We start from the raw sequence: 19,406 nt of genomic DNA on the forward strand, positions 1-19,406 counted from the left end.
AAATTGCCATCGCCTCTTGACCGCGACGAATTCCCTGTCCATGTCGGAAGGCCGGGAAGCCGGAAAAACCGGTATCTCCCGCGCCTTTATCTCGGCGCGACCTCGTATTCAGAGACTTAATGATGAACGTTGTAGTGGTGGAATCGCCTGCCAAGGCCAAGACAATCAATAAATATCTGGGACCCGGATATAAGGTTCTTGCTTCCTTTGGCCATGTGCGCGACCTGCCCGCCAAAGACGGCTCGGTGCTGCCGGACCAGGATTTCGAAATGCTGTGGGAAGTCGACGGCGCTTCGCAAAAGCGCATGAAGGACATCGCCGACGCGGTGAAATCCTCCGACGGCCTGTTTCTCGCAACCGACCCGGATCGCGAGGGTGAAGCGATCTCCTGGCATGTGCTCGACCTGCTCAACAAGAAGCGCGTCATCAACGGCAAGCCGGTGAAGCGCGTCGTCTTCAACGCCATTACCAAGAAGGCCGTGCTCGACGCCATGGCCGACCCGCGCGACATCGACGTGCCGCTGGTCGATGCCTACCTCGCCCGCCGCGCCCTCGATTATCTCGTCGGCTTCAACCTGTCGCCGGTGCTGTGGCGCAAGCTGCCCGGCGCCCGCTCGGCCGGCCGCGTGCAGTCCGTCGCGCTCCGTCTGGTCTGCGACCGCGAATCCGAGATCGAGCGCTTCATCTCGGAAGAATACTGGAATCTTTCGGCGATCCTGAAGACGCCGCGCGGCGATGAATTCGAGGCGCGCCTCGTATCGGCCGACGGCAAGCGTCTGCAGCCACGCGCGATCGGCAACGGCGAAGATGCCGGCAAGCTGAAGGCGTTGCTGGAAGGCGCCGCCTATGTCGTCGACAGCGTCGAGGCAAAGCCGGTCAAGCGCAATCCAAGCCCGCCCTTCACCACATCCACGCTGCAGCAGGCAGCCTCCTCCAAGCTGGGCTTCTCGGCTTCGCGCACCATGCAGGTGGCGCAGAAGCTCTATGAAGGCGTCGACATCGGCGGCGAAACCGTCGGCCTCATCACCTATATGCGTACAGACGGCGTACAGATGGCGCCAGAAGCGATCGAGGCGGCACGGCATGCCATCGCCGACCAGTTCGGCAACCGCTACCTGCCGGAGAAGGCCCGCTTCTATTCGACCAAGGCGAAGAACGCCCAGGAAGCGCACGAAGCGATTCGCCCGACGGATTTCGATCGCACGCCGGACCGCGTCCGCAAATTCCTCGATGCCGATCAGCTGAGACTCTACGACCTGATCTGGAAGCGCGGCATCGCCAGCCAGATGGCCTCCGCCGAGATAGAGCGCACCACCGTCGAGATTCTTGCCGACAATGCCGGCCAGAAGGCCGGCCTGCGCGCCGTCGGCTCCGTGATCCGCTTCGATGGCTTCATTGCCGCCTATACCGACCAGAAGGAAGACGGCGAGCAGAGCGACGATGCCGACGACGAAGATGGCCGTCTGCCGGAGATCAACGCACGCGAAAATCTCGCCAAGCAGAAGATCAATTCGACGCAGCACTTCACCGAACCGCCGCCGCGCTATTCGGAAGCGTCACTCATCAAGAAGATGGAAGAACTCGGCATCGGCCGTCCGTCGACCTATGCCGCGACGCTCGCGACGCTGCGTGACCGCGATTATGTGACGATCGACAAGCGCAAGCTGCTGCCGCAGGCCAAAGGCCGGCTGGTGACGGCCTTCCTCGAAAGCTTCTTCACCAAATACGTGGAATATGATTTCACGGCCGATCTGGAAGAAAAGCTCGACCGCATCTCCGCCGGCGAGCTGAACTGGAAGGACGTGCTGCGCGATTTCTGGCGTGACTTCTTCGCCCAGATCGAAGACACCAAGGAGCTGCGCGTCACCAACGTTCTCGACGCGCTGAACGAGACGCTCGCCCCGCTCGTCTTCCCGAAGCGTGAAGACGGCAGCGACCCGCGCATCTGCCAGGTGTGCGGCACCGGCAACCTCTCGCTGAAGCTCGGCAAATACGGCGCGTTCGTCGGCTGCTCGAACTATCCGGAATGCAACTATACCCGCCAGCTTTCTTCCGAGGGCGGCGCGGAGGCCGAATCCAACGGATTGAACGAGCCGAAGGCGCTCGGCGCCGATCCTGTGACCGGCGAAGAGCTGACGCTACGCTCCGGCCGCTTTGGGCCTTATATCCAGCGCGGCGACGGCAAGGAGGCCAAGCGTGCCTCGCTGCCGAAGGGCTGGAAGCCAGAGGATATCGATTATGAGAAGGCAATGGCGCTGATCTCGCTGCCACGCGACATCGGCAAGCATCCGGAAAGCGGCAAGATGATCTCGTCCGGCATCGGACGCTACGGTCCGTTCCTGCTGCATGACGGCAGCTATGCCAATCTCGAGACCGTCGAAGACGTGTTCACCGTCGGCCTGAACCGGGCGGTGACCGTGCTTGCCGAAAAGCAGAGCAAGGCGGGTGGCGGAGCACGCGGCGGCACACCGGCGGCGCTGAAGGATCTCGGCGCGCATCCGGATGGCGGCGGCTCGATCACCGTTCGCGACGGCAAATACGGCCCCTATGTCAACTGGGGCAAGGTCAACGCCACTCTGCCGAAGGGCACGGACCCGCAGGCGATCACGGTCGAGGAAGCTCTGGTTCTGATCGCGGCAAAGGCCGGCAAGAGCGGCGGCACGACCAAGAAGGCACCCGCCAAGGCAAAGGCCGCGGCAGCCGGTGCGAAAGCAACGAAGACGACCGCCAAGCCCAAGGCTGCTGCAAAGAAGCCCGCGGCCAAGGCGACAGCGAAAAAGAAGAGTGCAGAGTGAGCAGAGAACCGCGCGGCAGGAATCCATCGTCGGAACGACGTTCCGGCAAGCCCGGCCGCGCCGGTAAGCCCGGCGGCGACGCCGAACCGATGATGGCAATCGTTCACGGCACGCTGCCGCCACGCGAAGTCATCCTGCGCTTCATTGCCGATCATCCGGAGCAGGCTTCCAAACGCGAGCTTGCAAGGGCCTTCGGTTTGAAGGGCGAGAGCCGCGTCGCGCTCAAGAACCTGCTGCGCGAACTCGAAGAAGACGGCATGGTGCAGAAGAGCCGCAAATCGCTCATCCGCCCGGGCGCACTGCCGCCGATCGCCGTTCTCGATATCACGACACGCGACAAGGACGGCATGCTGATCGGCCGCCCGGCCGAATGGGCTGAGGAAAGTGGCGTCGCGCCGGCCGTGATGATCAAGCAATCCTCTTCCTCCGCCGGCCGCAACGGCAAGGGCAAGGCGCCCGTCGCCGGCATGGGCGACCGCATCCTTGCCAAGATATTTCCGGCGGTCGATCGCGGCGGCCCGGCCTACACCGCGCGCATCATCAAGGTCATCGACAAGCGGCAGGGCGCCTCCATGGGCGTCTTTCGCGAGACCCCGGGTGGTGGCGGCCGCCTGATGCCGATCGAGCGGCGCGGCGAAGAGATGGTGATCGATCCCGACTATACCGGCGGCGCCAAGGACGGCGATCTGGTGGAAGTCGAGGTGGCCCGCCTCGGTCGCTTCGGACTGGCGCGCGCCAAGGTTCTCTCCGTCGTCGGCTCTGTCGCGTCCGAAAAGGCGATCTCGATGATCGCCATCTACGCCCATGGCATTCCGCATGTATTCCCTGCCGCCGTGATCGCGGAGGCCGACGCGGCCAAGCCCGCGACGATGTCGCATCGCGAGGACTGGCGCAGCCTGCCGCTGATCACCATCGATCCGGCCGACGCCAAGGACCATGACGACGCGGTTTACGCCGAAATGGACCCCTCGCCCGACAATCCGGACGGCGTGATCGTCACCGTCGCCATCGCCGACGTTTCCTGGTATGTGCGCCCGAACTCGCCGCTCGACCGCGAGGCACTGAAGCGCGGCAATTCGGTCTATTTTCCGGATCGCGTCGTACCGATGCTACCCGAGCGCATCTCCAACGATCTCTGCTCGCTGAAGGAAGGCGTCGATCGCCCTGCCCTCGCCGTGCGGATGATCTTTTCCCGTGAGGGACGCAAGGCCGGCCATACCTTCCATCGCGTGATGATGAAGAGCGCGGCCAAGCTTTCCTATCAGCAGGCGCAGGCGGCCATCGACGGCAAACCCGACGACAAGACCGGGCCGATGCTGGAACAGATTCTGAAGCCTCTCTGGCACGCCTACGAGATCCTGAAGAAGGGCCGCGAGCGGCGCCAGCCGCTCGAGCTCGACATGCCGGAACGCAAGATCCTGCTGAAGCCGGACGGCACGGTCGACAGTGTTATCGTGCCGCCGCGGCTCGATGCGCACAAGCTCATCGAAGAGATGATGATCCAGGCGAACGTCGCCGCCGCCGAGACGCTGGAAAAGAAGAAGCAGGCCCTCATCTACCGCATCCATGATGGCCCCACGCTCGCCAAGCAGGAAGTGCTGCGCGAATTCCTGGCGACGCTCGGCATATCGCTCGGCAAGGGCGGCAATGTCCGCGCCAACAGCTTCAACGGCATCCTGGCGAAGGCCGAGGGCACGCCGCATCAGACCATGGTCAACGAGATGGTGCTGCGCTCGCAGAGCCAGGCGATCTACAGCCCCGACAATATCGGGCATTTCGGCCTGAACCTGATGAAGTATGCCCATTTCACCTCGCCGATCCGCCGCTACGCCGATCTGATCGTGCATCGCGCGCTCGTGGGCTCGCTCGGCCTCGGCGAAGGCGGGATCACGCCGGACGAAGAGGCATCGCTCGACGATATCGCCGCTGAAATCTCGACCTTCGAGCGTCGCGCCATGGCGGCTGAACGCGAGACGGTGGACCGGCTGATCGCCCACCATCTTGCCGGTCGCGTCGGTGCGGAATTCGAGGCGCGCGTCGGCGGTGTCACCAAGTCGGGACTTTTTGTCACTCTTCCGGACTATGGTGCTGACGGTTTCATCCCTATATCTACGCTCGGTACTGATTATTTCATCTATGACGAGGCGCATCAGGCGCTGACGGGCGAAAGAACGGGGCTCGGCTATCGTCTCGGCGACGATGTGACCGTGAGGCTGGCGGAAGCCGTGCCGCTTGCCGGGGCGCTGCGCTTCGAAATGCTGAGCGAGGGAAAGCCCATGCCGACGGCGGTGCGCTCCTTCCACAAGGCGACCCGCCGCAACAAGAACCAGGCCCGCAAGACGCCGGGCACGAGACCGCCACGCGGCCGCAGGTAAAAGGGCGGCTGCCGGCAGGGAGGAAGAGCATTCATGACGGGCAACCCATCCGACTCCCCCATCCGCTTCGGTGACGCCGACGAAAGCGAGCGTCCGGTCGGGCGCTCCATTGCCCGTGGCATGTTGAATCGCTGCCCGCGCTGCGGCACCGGCAGGCTTTTCCAGGCCTTCCTGAAGCCGGTCGATCACTGTGCCGTATGCGGCGAGGATATTTCCCATCAACGAGCCGACGATCTGCCCCCCTATCTGGTGATCCTGGTTCTCGGGCACATTATCGTTGGCGGCTACATGTTGACGGACATGACCTTCAAACTGCCGCTCTGGGCGCATTTCGTCATCTGGGCGCCCCTCACCGTCATCGCAGCGCTTGCGATCATCCAGCCGATCAAGGGCGGTGTCATCGGCCTGCAATGGGCTCTGCGCATGCATGGCTTCGGTGGTCACGACGACAGCCCGGAGGAGTGGGATCAGGGAAATGGCCGTTCGTGACCATGCTTTCAGCCGTATGCTGCCTGCCTCAGTCGAGGACGGAAAGTGCCTCGGCGCATTACGCCCTCATATCGGGAGTTGATGTCGATTTATTGCTTATTCGTGCTTCCGGCGCGCTGCTTCGGCGGCAACCGCTTGACATAAGCAGCATTTCTTGTCTGAACATCCCCGCATCAAAGGGACCATTCCGGAAGGTGTGACTGTTCACATGAAAGCCGACCCGTCACCAGAATTTGGCCGTGCCGTGCCTTTCTATGTTGCGCATCCGGATCGATTCGCCCGCCTCATGCTCCAGGAATTAGTTTATGCTTGAACCGACGAACGACAAGGCCGGCCATGTCGAAGCAATTCACTGGCCTTCGCTCGTCGCAGCCATCGCGTCCGTGTCCGCCGTCGGCATCGCCATCGGACTGGGCCTGCCTCTTCTCAGCATCATTCTGGAGAAGCGCGGTGTTTCCTCGAGCCTGATCGGGCTCAACACGGCGATGATGGGAGTTGCGTCGATGCTGGCCGCGGTCATCACGACCAAGCTCGCCCATCGTTTCGGCGTCGTGCAGACGATGATCTGGGCGGTCGTTCTGTCGGCGCTGAGTTCGCTCGGATTCTATTATGCGGAGAACCTGCTCCTATGGTTCCCCCTGCGCCTCGTCTTCCATGGGGCGACGACCACGCTTTTCATCCTGTCGGAATTCTGGATCAATGCAGCCTCGCCGCCTTCCAAGCGCGGCTTCGTGCTCGGCCTCTACTCCACGGTTTTCTCCCTCGGCTTTGCCGCCGGCCCCCTGCTCTTCTCCGCCGTCGGCAGCGAGGGCCTGATGCCCTTCGTCATCGGCGCCTGCATCATCCTGGCGGCCGCCATTCCGATCTTCATTGCGCGTAACGAGAGCCCGCTCGTCGACGAGAAGCCGGAACTGCATTTCGTTCGCTATATCTTCCTCGTGCCGACGGCGACGGCGGCGGTCTTCGTGTTCGGCGCGGTCACGGTCGGCGGAGGATCGCTGTTCACCAGCTACGCGACGCGCCTCGGGTTCAACGAATCACAGGCCGCGCTGCTGCTGACGGTCATGGGCGTGGGCAACTTCGTCTTCCAGATCCCGCTGGGGCTGCTTGCCGACCGCATGCGCGACAAGCGGCCATTGCTGTCGATCATGGCCACCATAGGCCTTGTCGGCGCGCTTCTGCTGCCGTCGCTGGCGTCGAACTGGGTCATTCTCGCCATCATTCTGCTCTTCTGGGGCGGCTGCGTTTCGGGCATGTACACGGTCGGCCTCAGCCACCTCGGCACGCGGCTGACCGGCGTGGATCTCGTCGCGGCCAACGCAGCCTTCGTGTTCTGTTATGCCGTCGGCATGGTCCTGGGGCCGCCGACGATCGGCACCGCCATGGATTTCGTCAATCCCAGCGGTTTTGCCTGGGCTGTTGCCTTTTTCTTTGGGCTTTATGTCCTGCTTTCGGGGATACGACTGCTTTTCATGGGCAACAGGGGTTGACTTTTCGGGCGCTATTTGTAGTTTCGCGCCAGAATTCGCCGTGGACCTCCGCACTGGCCGTCCACGGCGTTCATTTTTATTAAAGGCAGGACGACTATGGCCAAGGCTACCACCATCAAGATCAAGCTGCTGTCGACGGCCGACACCGGTTTCTTCTACGTCACGACGAAGAACAGCCGTACGATGACGGACAAGATGACGAAGACGAAGTACGACCCGATTGCTAAGAAGCACGTCGAGTTCAAGGAAACGAAGATCAAGTAAGTTTCCTAAACTTCAGGTTACAAAAAGGCGCAACCTCCGGGTTAGCGCCTTTTTTGTTCTTCGGAGACGTTTTCCGCGAGCCGTCCGGTTTTGCTACATCATCCGGGACAATACTCGACCGCCCCGCCAGAAAGAAAAAACGCCGCCTTCGACAACGAAGAGCGGCGTTTGAATTGGGGGTCGGCTGACCTGCAAAACGGCACGAGGAACCGTTCTTTTTTGCCTGTCAGCCGACCGACCCCACGACCCAGGAGATGCGGCGGACCTGAGCATCATGGGGTATTCCTGAACCCTTGCGGGCTGTCTGTGTATGGGACTAAATTCGCGCGAAATCGAAAGGAAATCAACAAATTCTTAATGATAAAAAATACTTGTCTGTTGGGATGGTTAAAATTCATGACTTCGGCGAAGAGAAATCATCGATAGTTTTAATCAGCTAATTCTCCGGAAGTACCAAGAATAAAGAAACATCTCCTCCGATGACAGCAAAGTTCGAATACAGATATTAAAGAATATTTGAATATATAAATTACCGCCAGTTGAGCTCGCATCTCCCAATTGGCTCATTACAAGAAAATAAAAATCAAAACAAAACTATATAATAAAATAACAGAAATATTTCAAAGTTATTCCAAAACCGAACCAAATCTTCCAAATCAAAAGTAAAGATCCGATCCTTTTCTTTAAACGACGCCAAACTGCTTACAAGCTCGGAACAATGAGCAAAAACCTTTCAGCATTGTTCAAAACCTGTGAAATACCCCCAATATTCGCGGATGATACCCGTCTCCTGAGAGCGGCAGCCTCAGGCTGCCGAAGCGACGACCCGATTGCGGCCTGCTCTTTTGGCCTCGTAGAGCGCAAGATCGGCTTGTTTCATAAGCTGCTCCGGCGTCTCGATCGTCTCCAAACGGCACGAAATCCCGAAGGACGCCGTGATGTTGAGCGCAACGCCACTATCGCGCAGCTTTACCGGCATATTTTCTACCGCAGCGCGCAAGCGCTCCGCGACGGCGGCGGCGATATCGGCTGGCGTGTCCGGCATGACCACCACGAACTCCTCGCCGCCGTAGCGGCAGGCAAGGTCGGCGCCGCGCACCGTGGAGCGGATGCGTGCGGCAAACTCCTTCAACACTTCATCGCCGGCATCGTGACCGTGGGTGTCGTTGACGCTCTTGAATCTGTCGATGTCGGTGATCAGCACCGAGAGCGGGCGCCCCCGCGCCAGCGACCGGTCGAAAAGCACCTTGAGGTGATTGTCCAGATAGCGCCTGTTGTTGAGGCCCGTCAGCGCATCGGTGACGGCCAGCTCGATGGTCTGCTGCACGCTGGCGCGCAGGCGGTCGTTGTAGCGCTTGCGGCGGATCTGCGTCAGGCAGCGGGCCACCAGCTCGTTCGGATCGATCGGCCGGACGATGTAGTCGTTGACGCCGAGGTCGAGCGCGCGGACGATCATCTCGTCAGCCCCCTGCTCCGTCACCAATAGCACCGGCAGGAAACGCGTCCGCTCGAGCGAGCGGAGCTGCGAGCAAAGCCGCAACGGATCGTAATCCTCGAAATTCGAATTCACGATCACCAGTTCGAACGGACGCTCGGCCGCCTCGAACAGAGCCGCCTGCGGATCGGACATGGCGATAACCTGGGCGATCGGCTTGAGGGCGCGGATGATTCGCTCCTGCGAATTGGCGCGGCCATCGACCAGAAGCACCTGGCCGGCTTCGTCGGCGCGGCCATCGCCGATCCGCAACAAATCCTCAATGCCGAAATTGCGCGCGGTCTCATTGCGCATGCGCAGTTCGTCACTCAGCGTCTTCAGGCGAAGCAGGCTCTTGACGCGGGAAATGAGCTGCAGATCGTTGACCGGCTTGGTCAGGAAATCGTCGGCACCGGCCTTCAGGCCGCGCACGCGGTCGGCGGGTTGATCGAGCGCCGTCACCATGACCACTGGGATGTGCGCCGTGCGGGGATCCGACTTCAGATGCTCGCACACCTCGAAGCCGTCCATGCCAGGCATCATGATGTCGAGAAGGATGAGATCGACCTGGGTATTCGCGCAGATGGCGAGCGCCTTCAACCCATCCTCGGCCGTCAGCACTTCGAAGTATTCCGCCAGCAGCCGGGCTTCCAGGAGCTTCACATTGGCCGGAATATCGTCGACTACGAGGATGCGTGCGGTCATCAGCTCTTCCCCATCATCAGGCGTCGCCCAGATAGGTCTTGATCGTCTCTATGAATTTCGGCACGGAGATCGGCTTCGAGACATAAGCTTCGCATCCGCCCTGGCGAATGCGCTCCTCGTCACCCTTCATGGCGAATGCCGTGACGGCGATCACGGGGATGACGTGGAGATCGTCGTCCTCCTTCAGCCATTTGGTGACTTCCAGGCCGGAAACCTCCGGAAGCTGGATATCCATGAGAATCAGATCCGGACGGTGCTTGCGCGCGAGGTCGAGCGCCTCCATGCCATTTCGGGTCTGGATCGTCGTATAGCCGGAAGCCTCGATCAGGTCGCGAAAGAGCTTCATATTCAGCTCATTGTCTTCTACAATCATTACCTGCTTAGGCATGGAAAGATGTCCCTGCATCCGGTACTGTATCCATTCTCTCGAAATATAGGGTCGCGAGGAACCGATTCCAGAAATACTTGAATCGCAAACTACCGGCATTTGGTTGAAAAATAGGTAACTCCCCCTTCAAAATGCAAAGTAACTTCAAGAACCCGAAGAAGAATGCGGCCGACCCGCACGAGACTGCGATCGCGGTACTCGGCTGGCTGGCGAACGAACCGGATATGTTCGGCCGATTCTTGGCGCTGACCGGCGTAGAACCGGCGCAAGTGCGCAACGCCATCAACGAGCCTGCCTTCCTTGCCGGGATGCTCGATTTCCTGATGAACCACGAACCGACATTGCTGGCCTTTTGCGAGGCCAGCGGTATTTCGCCGGAGGCCGTCGCTGCCGCATCGGTGCATTTGTCGCCGCCCGGCCTCGCCTCTGGAGAATATTGACCATGGATGCCCCGCTCGAATTCGACGTTTCTCATATCCAGCTGCAGGAGCGGCCGCTGATCGTTTGCGATGTCGACGATGTCGTCTTGCATTTCTTTGCGCCTTTCCTGACCTTCATTGACGGCGAAGGCTATGAATTCCTGCCGCGTTCCTTCCGGCTGACGGGCAATCTCGTCTCCAAGGCTACCGGCTCGGCGCTGGAGGAAAAGGATGTTCACCGGCTGATCGAAACCTTCTTCGAAGCGCAGGAGCACTGGCAAACGCCATTCGATCGCGTCGTCGATACGCTTGGCGAATTCTCGAAGGATGCCGACATCGTCTTCCTCACGGCCATGCCGCCGCAATTCTGGGCGCAGAGACGACGGCTGCTCGACAGGCTCGAGCTTGCCTATCCTCTGCTGGCATCGCTGCAGCCGAAGGGGCCGATCGTGCGCTCGCTGCACCGACAGCGCACGATGCCCGTCGCCTTCGTCGACGACATGGCCCACAATCTGCATTCGGTCAGCGAGCATGTTCCGGAATGCCTCCTGATCAATCTGAAACCCGATTCCATCGTCCATCGCATGGCGCCGGCAGCCCCCGCGGGCATCCCGCAAGCAAACGAATGGGGCCAGGCAGCAACGCTGATCCAGGCCCATATCGTGCGCTGACGCGACGCGGTCCGATCTCAAAGAGCGAGGCGCATCAAAGGCCGGCCATCCTTGCGCTTCGCCACTTCAGAAAATCCGGCCGCCTCGAATATACGTCGCGAACCGACATAGAGGCCGACGGATTTTGATTGTTTCGTGCGTTCGATCGGACAGCCTTCCAGCAGTCGCGCGCCGGAAGCCCGGGCGAAAATTCACGGCCTCCGACAGCATGCGATGGCTATGGCCCTTGCCGCGATCCCGCGAGTTCATGAAGAAACAGCTCACGGCCCAGACCGAGCGATCTTCCGCATCGGCCGGATCGAGCGGGCGCGATACGGTCTTCGGCGAATTCCATTGCGGCAGATCGGCGCGTGGACCGACCTGCACCCAGGCGATCACCTGACCGCCGATATAGCCGAGGAGGCCGGGCGGCGGCCCTTCCGCAACGCGCTCCTGAATGAACTGCTTCTTTGCCGTCGCATCCATCGTCTTGCGCTGCGATGTCGGAACGCGAAAATAGGTGCACCAGCAGCCATAGCAGGCGCCACTCGGCCCGAACAGCGTTTCAAAATCGTCCCATCGATCCGGCGTCAACGGCTGCACGCTTAAATTCTGCACCTCTCCTCCCCCTGCAGTTTTCCGGCTTGAGACTCGCAAGCTTAGAACATAAAGTGGCAATGTTCAATTTTTGTTCTCATCCGATGACCAATGCACCAGACAAGATCTCCGGCTTCTGTCGCGATTGCCTGAGCGAGCAATCGGCAGCACGACCGCGTTGCCGGAGCTGTGGCAGCCCTCGCCTCGTCTATCATCGCGAACTCTATGCGCTGACGCTCGCGCACATCGATTGCGATGCCTTCTACGCCTCGATCGAGAAACGCGACAATCCGGAGCTGGCTGACAAGCCGGTCATCATCGGCGGCGGCAAACGCGGCGTCGTCTCAACCGCCTGCTATATCGCCCGCATCCACGGGGTACGGTCCGCCATGCCGATGTTCAAGGCGCTGGAAGCCTGCCCGCAGGCTGTCGTCATCCATCCCAACATGGAAAAATACGTCCGCGTCGGCCGAGAGGTCCGAGCCATGATGCAGGAACTGACGCCCCTGGTGCAGCCGCTTTCGATCGATGAAGCCTTTCTCGAACTCGACGGCACGCAGCGGCTCCACCACGATCCGCCGGCCCGCATCCTGGCCAAGTTCGTCAAGCGGGTGGAGCAGGAAATCGGCATCACCATCTCGGTCGGCCTTTCCTATTGCAAGTTCCTCGCCAAGGTGGCTTCCGACCTGCAGAAGCCGCGCGGCTTTTCCGTCATCGGCCGGGAAGAGGCGCTCTCCTTCCTGGAGCCGCGATCCGTCACAACGATATGGGGTGTCGGCAAGGCCTTTGCCGCGACGCTGGAAAACGACGGCATCCGAACCATCGGGCAATTGCAGGCCATGGAGGAAGGTGACCTCATGCGCCGCTACGGTGTCATAGGGCAACGGCTCTTCCGCCTTTCGCGAGGGATCGACGACCGCACCGTCCATCCGAACGAAGCAGCAAAGAGCGTCTCCGCCGAAACCACCTTCTTCGAAGATATCTCCCGCCATGACGATCTCGTGCCGATCCTGCGCGATCTTTCGGAGAAGGTTTCGCGACGTCTGAAGCGCAGCGGCATTGCCGGCCAGACGGTGGTGCTGAAGCTGAAGACTGCCGATTTCAAGACCCGAACGCGCAACCGCCGCCTGGAAGATCCGACCCAGCTTGCGGACCGGATTTTCCGGACCGGCCTGCGCCTGCTCGAACACGAAACGGACGGCACGAAATTCCGTCTCATCGGTATCGGCGTTTCCGATCTTGGCGATGCCGCACGCGCCGACCCGCCAGATCTCATCGACGAACAGGCCACCCGGCGCGCGGCTGCGGAAGCCGCCATGGACAAGCTGCGAGAAAAATTCGGAAACAAGACCGTCGAGACCGGTTATACATTCGGCGATAAACGCCATAAATAACAATGGCATAAAATAAAGTCACCGTACGGTGATGAAAGTCTGCGCGCGCAGATGATCGTGCTACGCGCGTGAATCTTCGCGCCGAAAAGCTCGGATTCAAACTTTTTTGGTAAATTTCCATTAGGACTTGGAATCTGTAACTTCCGAACGGCGCGGATCCGCCGTCGATTGTGTTTTGCGTACGGGTTCCTATGCGTCTATCGGCTGTATCGACTATTCTTCTCGCCTGCCTGACGATCTCAGGCTGCGCCGCCCGAGGTGAGCGCGAAGCCGCGCAAGCCAGCCCGCCTTCGAAGGAATTGACCAGCTCCATCGCAAAGACCGGCAGGCCCGTGCCGTCGGTCGAAATCGGCGAAACGGTTTCGCGCGTCGAACAGCAGCAGGCTCTCGCGGTTGCTATGCCGACGGATATCCGGCCGGAAGGATTGCTGCCCTCCGACCAGGGGGGCGACGACACGCCCGTACCGCTTCAGCGGCCGCTTGCCATGCTCGCGCCCTCAAACCCGATCCCTCGCGCCCTGCGCCAGCAGCCGATGCAGATCTACACGCACCGCTTCCGCGACGCCAAGCCGATCAACTTCGGCTCCTCCACCTCGCCCCGGACGCTCGCCGTCCACGGCGTCGATGTCTCGCGATGGCAGGGCGAGATAGACTGGGATACGCTGCGCACGCAGGGGGCGAACTTCGTCTATATCAAGGCGACGGATGGCGGCGATCATCTCGATCCGATGTTCAGGAAGAACTGGCGGGCTGCTCAACAGGCCGGCCTGAAGCACGGCGCCTATCACTTCTTCTATTGGTGCCGGACAGCCGGGGAACAGGCCGACTGGTTCATTCGCAACGTTCCGAAGGAAGCCGGGGCCCTGCCGCCGGTGATCGATGTGGAGTGGAATGGCGAATCGAGCTGCAAGCGCCGGCCTTCGCGCGAGCAGGTGCTCGCCAAGATGCAGGTCTTCATGGACAAGCTGGAAAAGCACTACGGCCAGCGCCCGATCGTCTACACCGCTCCGGATTTCTATCGCGACAATCTGCGGGGCGAGTTGCTCAACTATCCCTTCTGGCTGCGTTCCGTGGCTGCCCACCCGTCCAAGGTCTATCCCGGCCGCAACTGGCTGTTCTGGCAGTATTCGGGCTCGGGCGTTTCCCACGGTGTCGATGGCAGGATCGACCTCAATGCCTTCCACGGCACCGAGCGGGATTGGCATAACTGGGTAGCGTCCAGCGCGCACTGAACCTTTCCGCCTTCGTTGACGGAATAGCGCCGAGACAGAGCCGAACGCTCCGTCTCGGCGTTGTTGTATAGTTCATGGCTGCAGAGGCCCGCCTCATGGCGACAAGAAGCGTCTCTTCGGCAAGTCTTCCTTAAACTTCGATCTCTAACCTTGGGCGCTACGAGTATTGCGTTTTGGTTTGTGTCTATGAAGCCGTTTTTATTGCTTGGGCTCGGGCTGCTCTCAGCCACGGCCCTTTCTCATCCCGCTCTTGCCGCGCAGGATGCCCGCACCCTGCAGATCGTGGTGTCGAAGGACAGGCAATCGCTTGCGGTCTATGATGGCGATACAGTGATTGCGACCTCGAAGGTTTCGACCGGCAAGCGCGGGCATACGACGCCGAGCGGCATCTTCTCCATTCTGGAAAAGAAGGTCTATCACGAGTCCAATCTCTATTCGGGCTCGCCGATGCCCTTCATGCAACGGCTGACATGGTCTGGAATCGCGTTGCACGAATCCAATTCGGTTCCGAATTATCCGGCCTCCCACGGCTGCGTGCGCATGCCGAAGGCCTTCGCGAAGACGCTTTACCAGATGACCGAGCGCGGCGTGCATGTGGTCATCGCCGATCAGCCGCTGGTGCCGCAGCCCTTCGACAATTCCATGCTGTTCCAGCCGCAGGCCGCTCCACCGCCGGCGCTGTTCTCCGGCATCGAACTTCGCCCCATGACCGCGAGCTTTCTGCCGCAGGGGCAATCGCTGCAGGTCGCGACGAACGATGTCACTTCGATCCAGATCCCGAAAGCGCAGGAAATCATCGCCCCGCCTGCCGATCCCGCACCGCTCAGCATCCTGATTACCCGGCGCGGCCTGCGTGAGAACGTGCGCGACCTCCAGGGCCTGCTGAACGGCATGGGTTTCATCACCGGAACGCCCGACGGCATGCTCGGGCCCGCGACGGTGCAGGCCATCGAGGACTTCAAGAAGGCGCATGACATCAAGGCGGCAGGCAGTCTCGTCAGTCCGGATCTGATGAAGGCGGTCTATGCCGCCGCCGGCAAGGGCGAGCCTCCGAACGGCGCAATCATGGTTCGGCAGAATTTCGCGCCGCTCTTCGAGGGGCCTGCCATCATCGCCGAACCGCAAGAGGCGCTCGGCGTGCATTTCTTCACCGCCAATGCGATCGACCGCATCAGCGGCAAGGCCGACTGGTTCGGCATGACGCTGGAAGAAGATCTCAGCAAGCAGGCGAAAAAACGCTACGGCATCACCAGCGAGGAGCAATCGCAATCGCTCGACGCCGCAGGGCAAGCGCTTGGCCGCATCACCATCCCCGATGATGTTCGCCACCGCATCGAGGATCTGTTGACGGCCGGATCGTCGCTGACGATTTCCGACACCGGCATCGGGCCGGAAACCGGCAACGAGACCGATTTCATCACCATCACCAACAATGGCGCGCTCGGGAAGAAGGGCTAAAGCCTTTTGTCTTCACGCAATTGCGGAGGGAAAGCCGCCATGCGCTTTTCCCGGGATTGCTCTAAACAAGCTCCACATCAATCACGCCCGGCGCCGTGCGCAGTGCGGCGGCGATTTCCGGCGTGATGCGATATTTCTCCGGCAAAGCCACCTCGACCTCGCGCATCCCTTCCTCCTTGATGACGATGAAGGAAACGAGGCCATCGCCCCTGGCGTTGAGATGCGCGGCCACTGCTTTCAGCGGCCCGGAATCGCGAACATAGACGCGCAGGGCCTTCTGCATCTGCAGCGATTTCTCCTCCAGCGATTGCGCGGTCTGCAGACGCAGGCTGATGCCTTCCGGGCGCTCATCCGCCTGGGCGGTGATGACGAAGGATTTCCCGACTTCGAGAACGTCGCGATACTGGTTGAGCGTCTCCGAGAAGAGCACGGCCTCGAACTGGCCCGAAGCATCGGAAAACACGAAGATACCCATCTTGTTGCCGGTGCGCGTCTTGCGCTCCTGCTTCGAGATGACTGTGCCGGCCAGGCGACCGTTGCTGGCCCCTTGCTTCACCGCAGCGGAAAAGTCGGCGAAGGGCTGGACGCGCATCTTGTCGAGCACGCTCTTGTAGGTGTCGAGCGGATGCGCCGTCAGATAGAAGCCGAGCACCTGGAATTCGCGCAGCAGCCGCTCCGAGGCGAGCCAGGGCGTGTAGGTCGGGAAGACAATCTTTTCCGGCCCTGACGCCGCGCTTCCGAACATGTCGTGCTGGCCGCTGCGCTTGTTTTCCTGCGCCACCTGGGCATAGCCCATGATGCGGTCGATACCGGCGATCAGCTGCGCGCGGTCGATCTCGAAGCAATCGAAGGCGCCGGCGCAGATCAGGCTTTCCAGAACGCGGCGGTTGATCTGCTTGGGATCGATGCGCAGGCAGAAATCCTCGATGCCGGCAAAGGGCTGCTCGCCGCGCACCTCGACGATATGGTCCACGGCGGATTCGCCGACGCCCTTGATGGCAGCAAGCGCATAGCAGATCCGGTTGTCGCCCGTCTCGAAATGACGGAACGAGGTCTGAACGGAAGGCGCGATGACCTCGATGCCCAGGCGCTTGGCATCCTGGCGAAAGTCGTTGACCTTCTCGGTATTGGACATATCGAGCGTCATAGACGCCGCAAGGAACTCCACCGGATAGTGCGCCTTCATATAGGCGGTCTGGTAGGAGACGATGGCATAGGCGGCGGCGTGCGACTTGTTGAAGCCGTAGTTGGCGAATTTCGCCAGCAGATCGAAGATGACGTCGGCCTGGCCCTTGGAAACTTCGTTCCTGATGGCACCATCGACGAAGCGCTCGCGCTGCTGGTCCATCTCCGCCTTGATCTTCTTGCCCATGGCGCGGCGCAGAAGGTCGGCCTCGCCGAGCGAATAGCCCGAGAGCACCTGGGCGACCTGCATCACCTGCTCCTGGTAGACGATGACGCCCTGCGTTTCCTTCAGAAGATAATCGATCTTCGGATGGATCGACTCGATTTCTTCCTCGCCATGCTTGCGGGCATTATAGACCGGGATATTTTCCATCGGGCCGGGACGGTAGAGCGCCACCAGCGCGATGATGTCCTCGATGCAGTCCGGGCGCATGCCGATCAGCGCCTTGCGCATGCCCGCGCTTTCCACCTGGAACACGCCGACCGTCTCGCCGCGCGAGAGCATGTCATAAGTCTTCTTGTCGTCGAGCGGGATGCTGGCAAGATCGATGCTGATACCGCGCTTGGCGACGAAATCGACGGCCGTCTTCAGGACCGTCAGGGTCTTCAGGCCGAGGAAGTCGAACTTCACGAGGCCGGCCTGCTCCACCCATTTCATGTTGAACTGGGTGACCGGCATGTCGGAACGCGGATCGCGATACATCGGCACCAGCTTCGACAGCGGGCGGTCGCCGATGACGATACCGGCGGCGTGCGTCGAGGCGTGGCGATAAAGGCCCTCGATCTTCTGGGCGATATCGAGAAGGCGGGCGACGACCGGCTCCTTGTCCGCCTCCTCCTGCAGGCGCGGCTCCTCTTCGATCGCCTTGCTGAGCGGCGTCGGATTGGCGGGATTGTTCGGCACGAGCTTGCAGATCTTGTCGACCTGGCCATAGGGCATTTCCAGCACGCGGCCAACATCGCGCAGGGCAGCACGCGCCTGCAGCGAACCGAAGGTAATGATCTGCGCCACCTGCTCGCGGCCATATTTGGCCTGCACGTAGCGGATCACCTCTTCGCGCCGGTCCTGGCAGAAGTCGATGTCGAAGTCCGGCATCGAGACGCGTTCCGGATTGAGGAAGCGCTCGAACAGCAGCGAGAAACGCAGCGGATCGACATCGGTGATAGTCAGCGCGTAGGCAACCAGCGAGCCCGCGCCCGAGCCGCGGCCGGGGCCGACCGGAATATCATGCCGCTTCGCCCATTTGATGAAGTCGGCAACGATCAGGAAGTAGCCGGGGAACTTCATGCGCTCGATGACGCTCAGTTCGAATTCCAGCCGCTCGCGATAGTCCTTTTCCTCATAGCCCGGCGCCATGCCGAGCGAGGCGAGACGCTGGTCCAGTCCCTCGATAGCCTGGGCACGCAGCTCCGCCGTCTCGGCACGTTCGGCTTCCTCGGCATCGTCGGTGGCACCGGTGAAGCGCGGCAGGATCGGCTTGCGCGTCTTCAGCACGAAAGAGCAGCGGCGGGCGATCTCGACGGTGCTGTCCAGCGCCTCCGGAAGATTGGCGAAGAGCTTCGCCATGTCGGCGCGGCTCTTGAGATAATGATCCGGCGTCAGGCGGAAACGCGTGTCGTCGGAGACGATGGCGTTGTGGGCAACCGCCATCAGCGCGTCGTGCGCATCGTAGTCGTCGCGCGTCGGGAAAAAGGCTTCGTTGGTGGCCACGAGCGGAAGCTCGTGCTCATAGGCCATCGCGATCATCTTCTGCTCGTGGCGACGATCATAGGTGCCGTGACGCTGCAGCTCGACATAGAGCCGGTCGCCGAACAACCGCTTCAACGTCAGCAGCCGGGAGAGCGCCTGCGGCGCATGGCCTTCCTTCAGCGCCATATCGACCGGGCCTGTGAGCGAGCCGGTGAGCGCGATCATGCCTTCCGTGCCGATCTCCTCAAGCCAGGAGGCGGTGATGTGGACGGCGCTATTGCCTTCGCCGCCGAGATAGGCACGGCTGACCAGATCGACGAGGCGCTCATAGCCCTGCTCCGTGGCGGCAAGCAGCACGATGGACGGCAGCTTGGCCAGTGCCTGTTGCGGCCCGCGCTTCTCGCCCTCGCCGCCATCTTCCATGTCGATCGATACCTGGCAGCCGATAATCGGCTGCAGTCCCTCGTCCATCGCCTTCTGTGAGAATTCGAGGGCAACGAAAAGATTGTTGGTATCGGTGATGGCGATGGCCGGCTGGCTGTCGCCGGCAGCCTTGGCCAGTATCTTCTTGAGCGGCAGCGCTCCCTCCAGCAGGGAGTAGGCGGAATGAACCCGGAGGTGCACGAATTCCGGCATTTCGCCGACCGGCACAACCGCGCCGCCGCCACTCACATCCGCCATTTCAAACCCTTCCGCATGCCCAAATGAATCGGCGGCATTGTCGGCATTACGGATCATAAAGTCCAGAAGTTGCTCCCATCAAATACGGGAGCATCATGTGCATCTGGGGATAAAACTCAC

13 protein-coding genes and 1 pseudogene are annotated in these 19,406 nt (G+C 61.0%); 10 read left to right on the top strand and 4 right to left on the bottom strand.

From position 1 onward, the window contains the following. Window positions 1–122: 122 nt before the first annotated feature. The 5 genes from topA to rpmG all read left to right on the top strand — a co-directional run bounded on the left by topA (window position 123) and on the right by rpmG (window position 7,413). Window positions 123–2,795, top strand: coding sequence for a type I DNA topoisomerase (gene topA / locus GR212_RS08800; protein ID WP_163986329.1), 2,673 nt, complete (start codon window positions 123–125; stop codon window positions 2,793–2,795). Next, window positions 2,792–5,170, top strand: coding sequence for a ribonuclease R (gene rnr, locus GR212_RS08805; protein ID WP_163986108.1), 2,379 nt, complete (start codon window positions 2,792–2,794; stop codon window positions 5,168–5,170). Before topA ends, rnr begins: the two co-directional genes overlap by 4 nt. A 33-nt stretch (window positions 5,171–5,203) precedes the next feature. After that, window positions 5,204–5,659 carry a DUF983 domain-containing protein gene (locus tag GR212_RS08810; RefSeq protein ID WP_163986109.1) on the top strand — a complete coding sequence of 152 codons (456 nt, stop codon included), beginning with the start codon at window positions 5,204–5,206 and terminating at the stop codon, window positions 5,657–5,659. A 305-nt stretch (window positions 5,660–5,964) separates the two neighbouring features. Further along, window positions 5,965–7,149 carry an MFS transporter gene (locus GR212_RS08815; protein WP_163986110.1) on the top strand — a complete coding sequence of 395 codons (1,185 nt, stop codon included), beginning with the start codon at window positions 5,965–5,967 and terminating at the stop codon, window positions 7,147–7,149. 96 nt (window positions 7,150–7,245) lie between these two features. Beyond that, window positions 7,246–7,413: a 50S ribosomal protein L33 gene (gene rpmG, locus GR212_RS08820; protein WP_003587245.1), complete on the top strand. Its 168-nt coding sequence runs from the start codon at window positions 7,246–7,248 to the stop codon at window positions 7,411–7,413. A gap of 805 nt (window positions 7,414–8,218) precedes the next feature. Here rpmG and GR212_RS08825 read toward each other — a convergent pair. Further along, a complete protein-coding gene (locus GR212_RS08825) occupies window positions 8,219–9,592 on the bottom strand; it encodes a PleD family two-component system response regulator (protein ID WP_163986111.1) in 1,374 nt (457 codons plus the stop codon). A 16-nt stretch (window positions 9,593–9,608) separates the two neighbouring features. Continuing rightward, window positions 9,609–9,980, bottom strand: coding sequence for a response regulator (locus tag GR212_RS08830; protein ID WP_028754034.1), 372 nt, complete (start codon window positions 9,978–9,980; stop codon window positions 9,609–9,611). A gap of 131 nt (window positions 9,981–10,111) precedes the next feature. On the opposite strand from GR212_RS08830, the gene GR212_RS08835 reads away from it, so the two are divergent. Beyond that, window positions 10,112–10,420 carry a DUF3572 domain-containing protein gene (locus GR212_RS08835; protein ID WP_163986112.1) on the top strand — a complete coding sequence of 103 codons (309 nt, stop codon included), beginning with the start codon at window positions 10,112–10,114 and terminating at the stop codon, window positions 10,418–10,420. 2 nt (window positions 10,421–10,422) lie between these two features. Continuing rightward, window positions 10,423–11,070: a hypothetical protein gene (locus tag GR212_RS08840; RefSeq protein ID WP_163986113.1), complete on the top strand. Its 648-nt coding sequence runs from the start codon at window positions 10,423–10,425 to the stop codon at window positions 11,068–11,070. A 17-nt stretch (window positions 11,071–11,087) separates the two neighbouring features. Here GR212_RS08840 and GR212_RS08845 read toward each other — a convergent pair. Next, window positions 11,088–11,667, bottom strand: a pseudogene (locus tag GR212_RS08845) (GNAT family N-acetyltransferase). An 83-nt stretch (window positions 11,668–11,750) separates the two neighbouring features. Here GR212_RS08845 and GR212_RS08850 point away from each other — a divergent pair. The 3 genes from GR212_RS08850 (at window position 11,751) to GR212_RS08860 (ending at window position 15,730) form a co-directional block, all read left to right on the top strand. Next, complete coding sequence (locus GR212_RS08850) at window positions 11,751–13,040, top strand: DNA polymerase IV (protein WP_163986114.1); 1,290 nt, start codon at window positions 11,751–11,753, stop codon at window positions 13,038–13,040. A gap of 191 nt (window positions 13,041–13,231) precedes the next feature. Continuing rightward, window positions 13,232–14,272: a glycoside hydrolase family 25 protein gene (locus GR212_RS08855; protein ID WP_163986115.1), complete on the top strand. Its 1,041-nt coding sequence runs from the start codon at window positions 13,232–13,234 to the stop codon at window positions 14,270–14,272. Between the two features lie 186 nt (window positions 14,273–14,458). Beyond that, entirely contained in the window at window positions 14,459–15,730 is a 1,272-nt protein-coding gene (locus tag GR212_RS08860; RefSeq protein WP_163986116.1) for a L,D-transpeptidase family protein, read from the top strand. 61 nt (window positions 15,731–15,791) lie between these two features. Here GR212_RS08860 and dnaE read toward each other — a convergent pair whose 3' ends face one another. After that, entirely contained in the window at window positions 15,792–19,286 is a 3,495-nt protein-coding gene (gene dnaE, locus GR212_RS08865) for a DNA polymerase III subunit alpha (RefSeq protein ID WP_163986117.1), read from the bottom strand. Window positions 19,287–19,406 lie beyond the last annotated feature (120 nt).

This window comes from Martinezella lusitana (assembly GCF_010668395.1).
Classification (GTDB): Bacteria; Pseudomonadota; Alphaproteobacteria; order Rhizobiales; family Rhizobiaceae; genus Rhizobium; species Rhizobium lusitanum_A.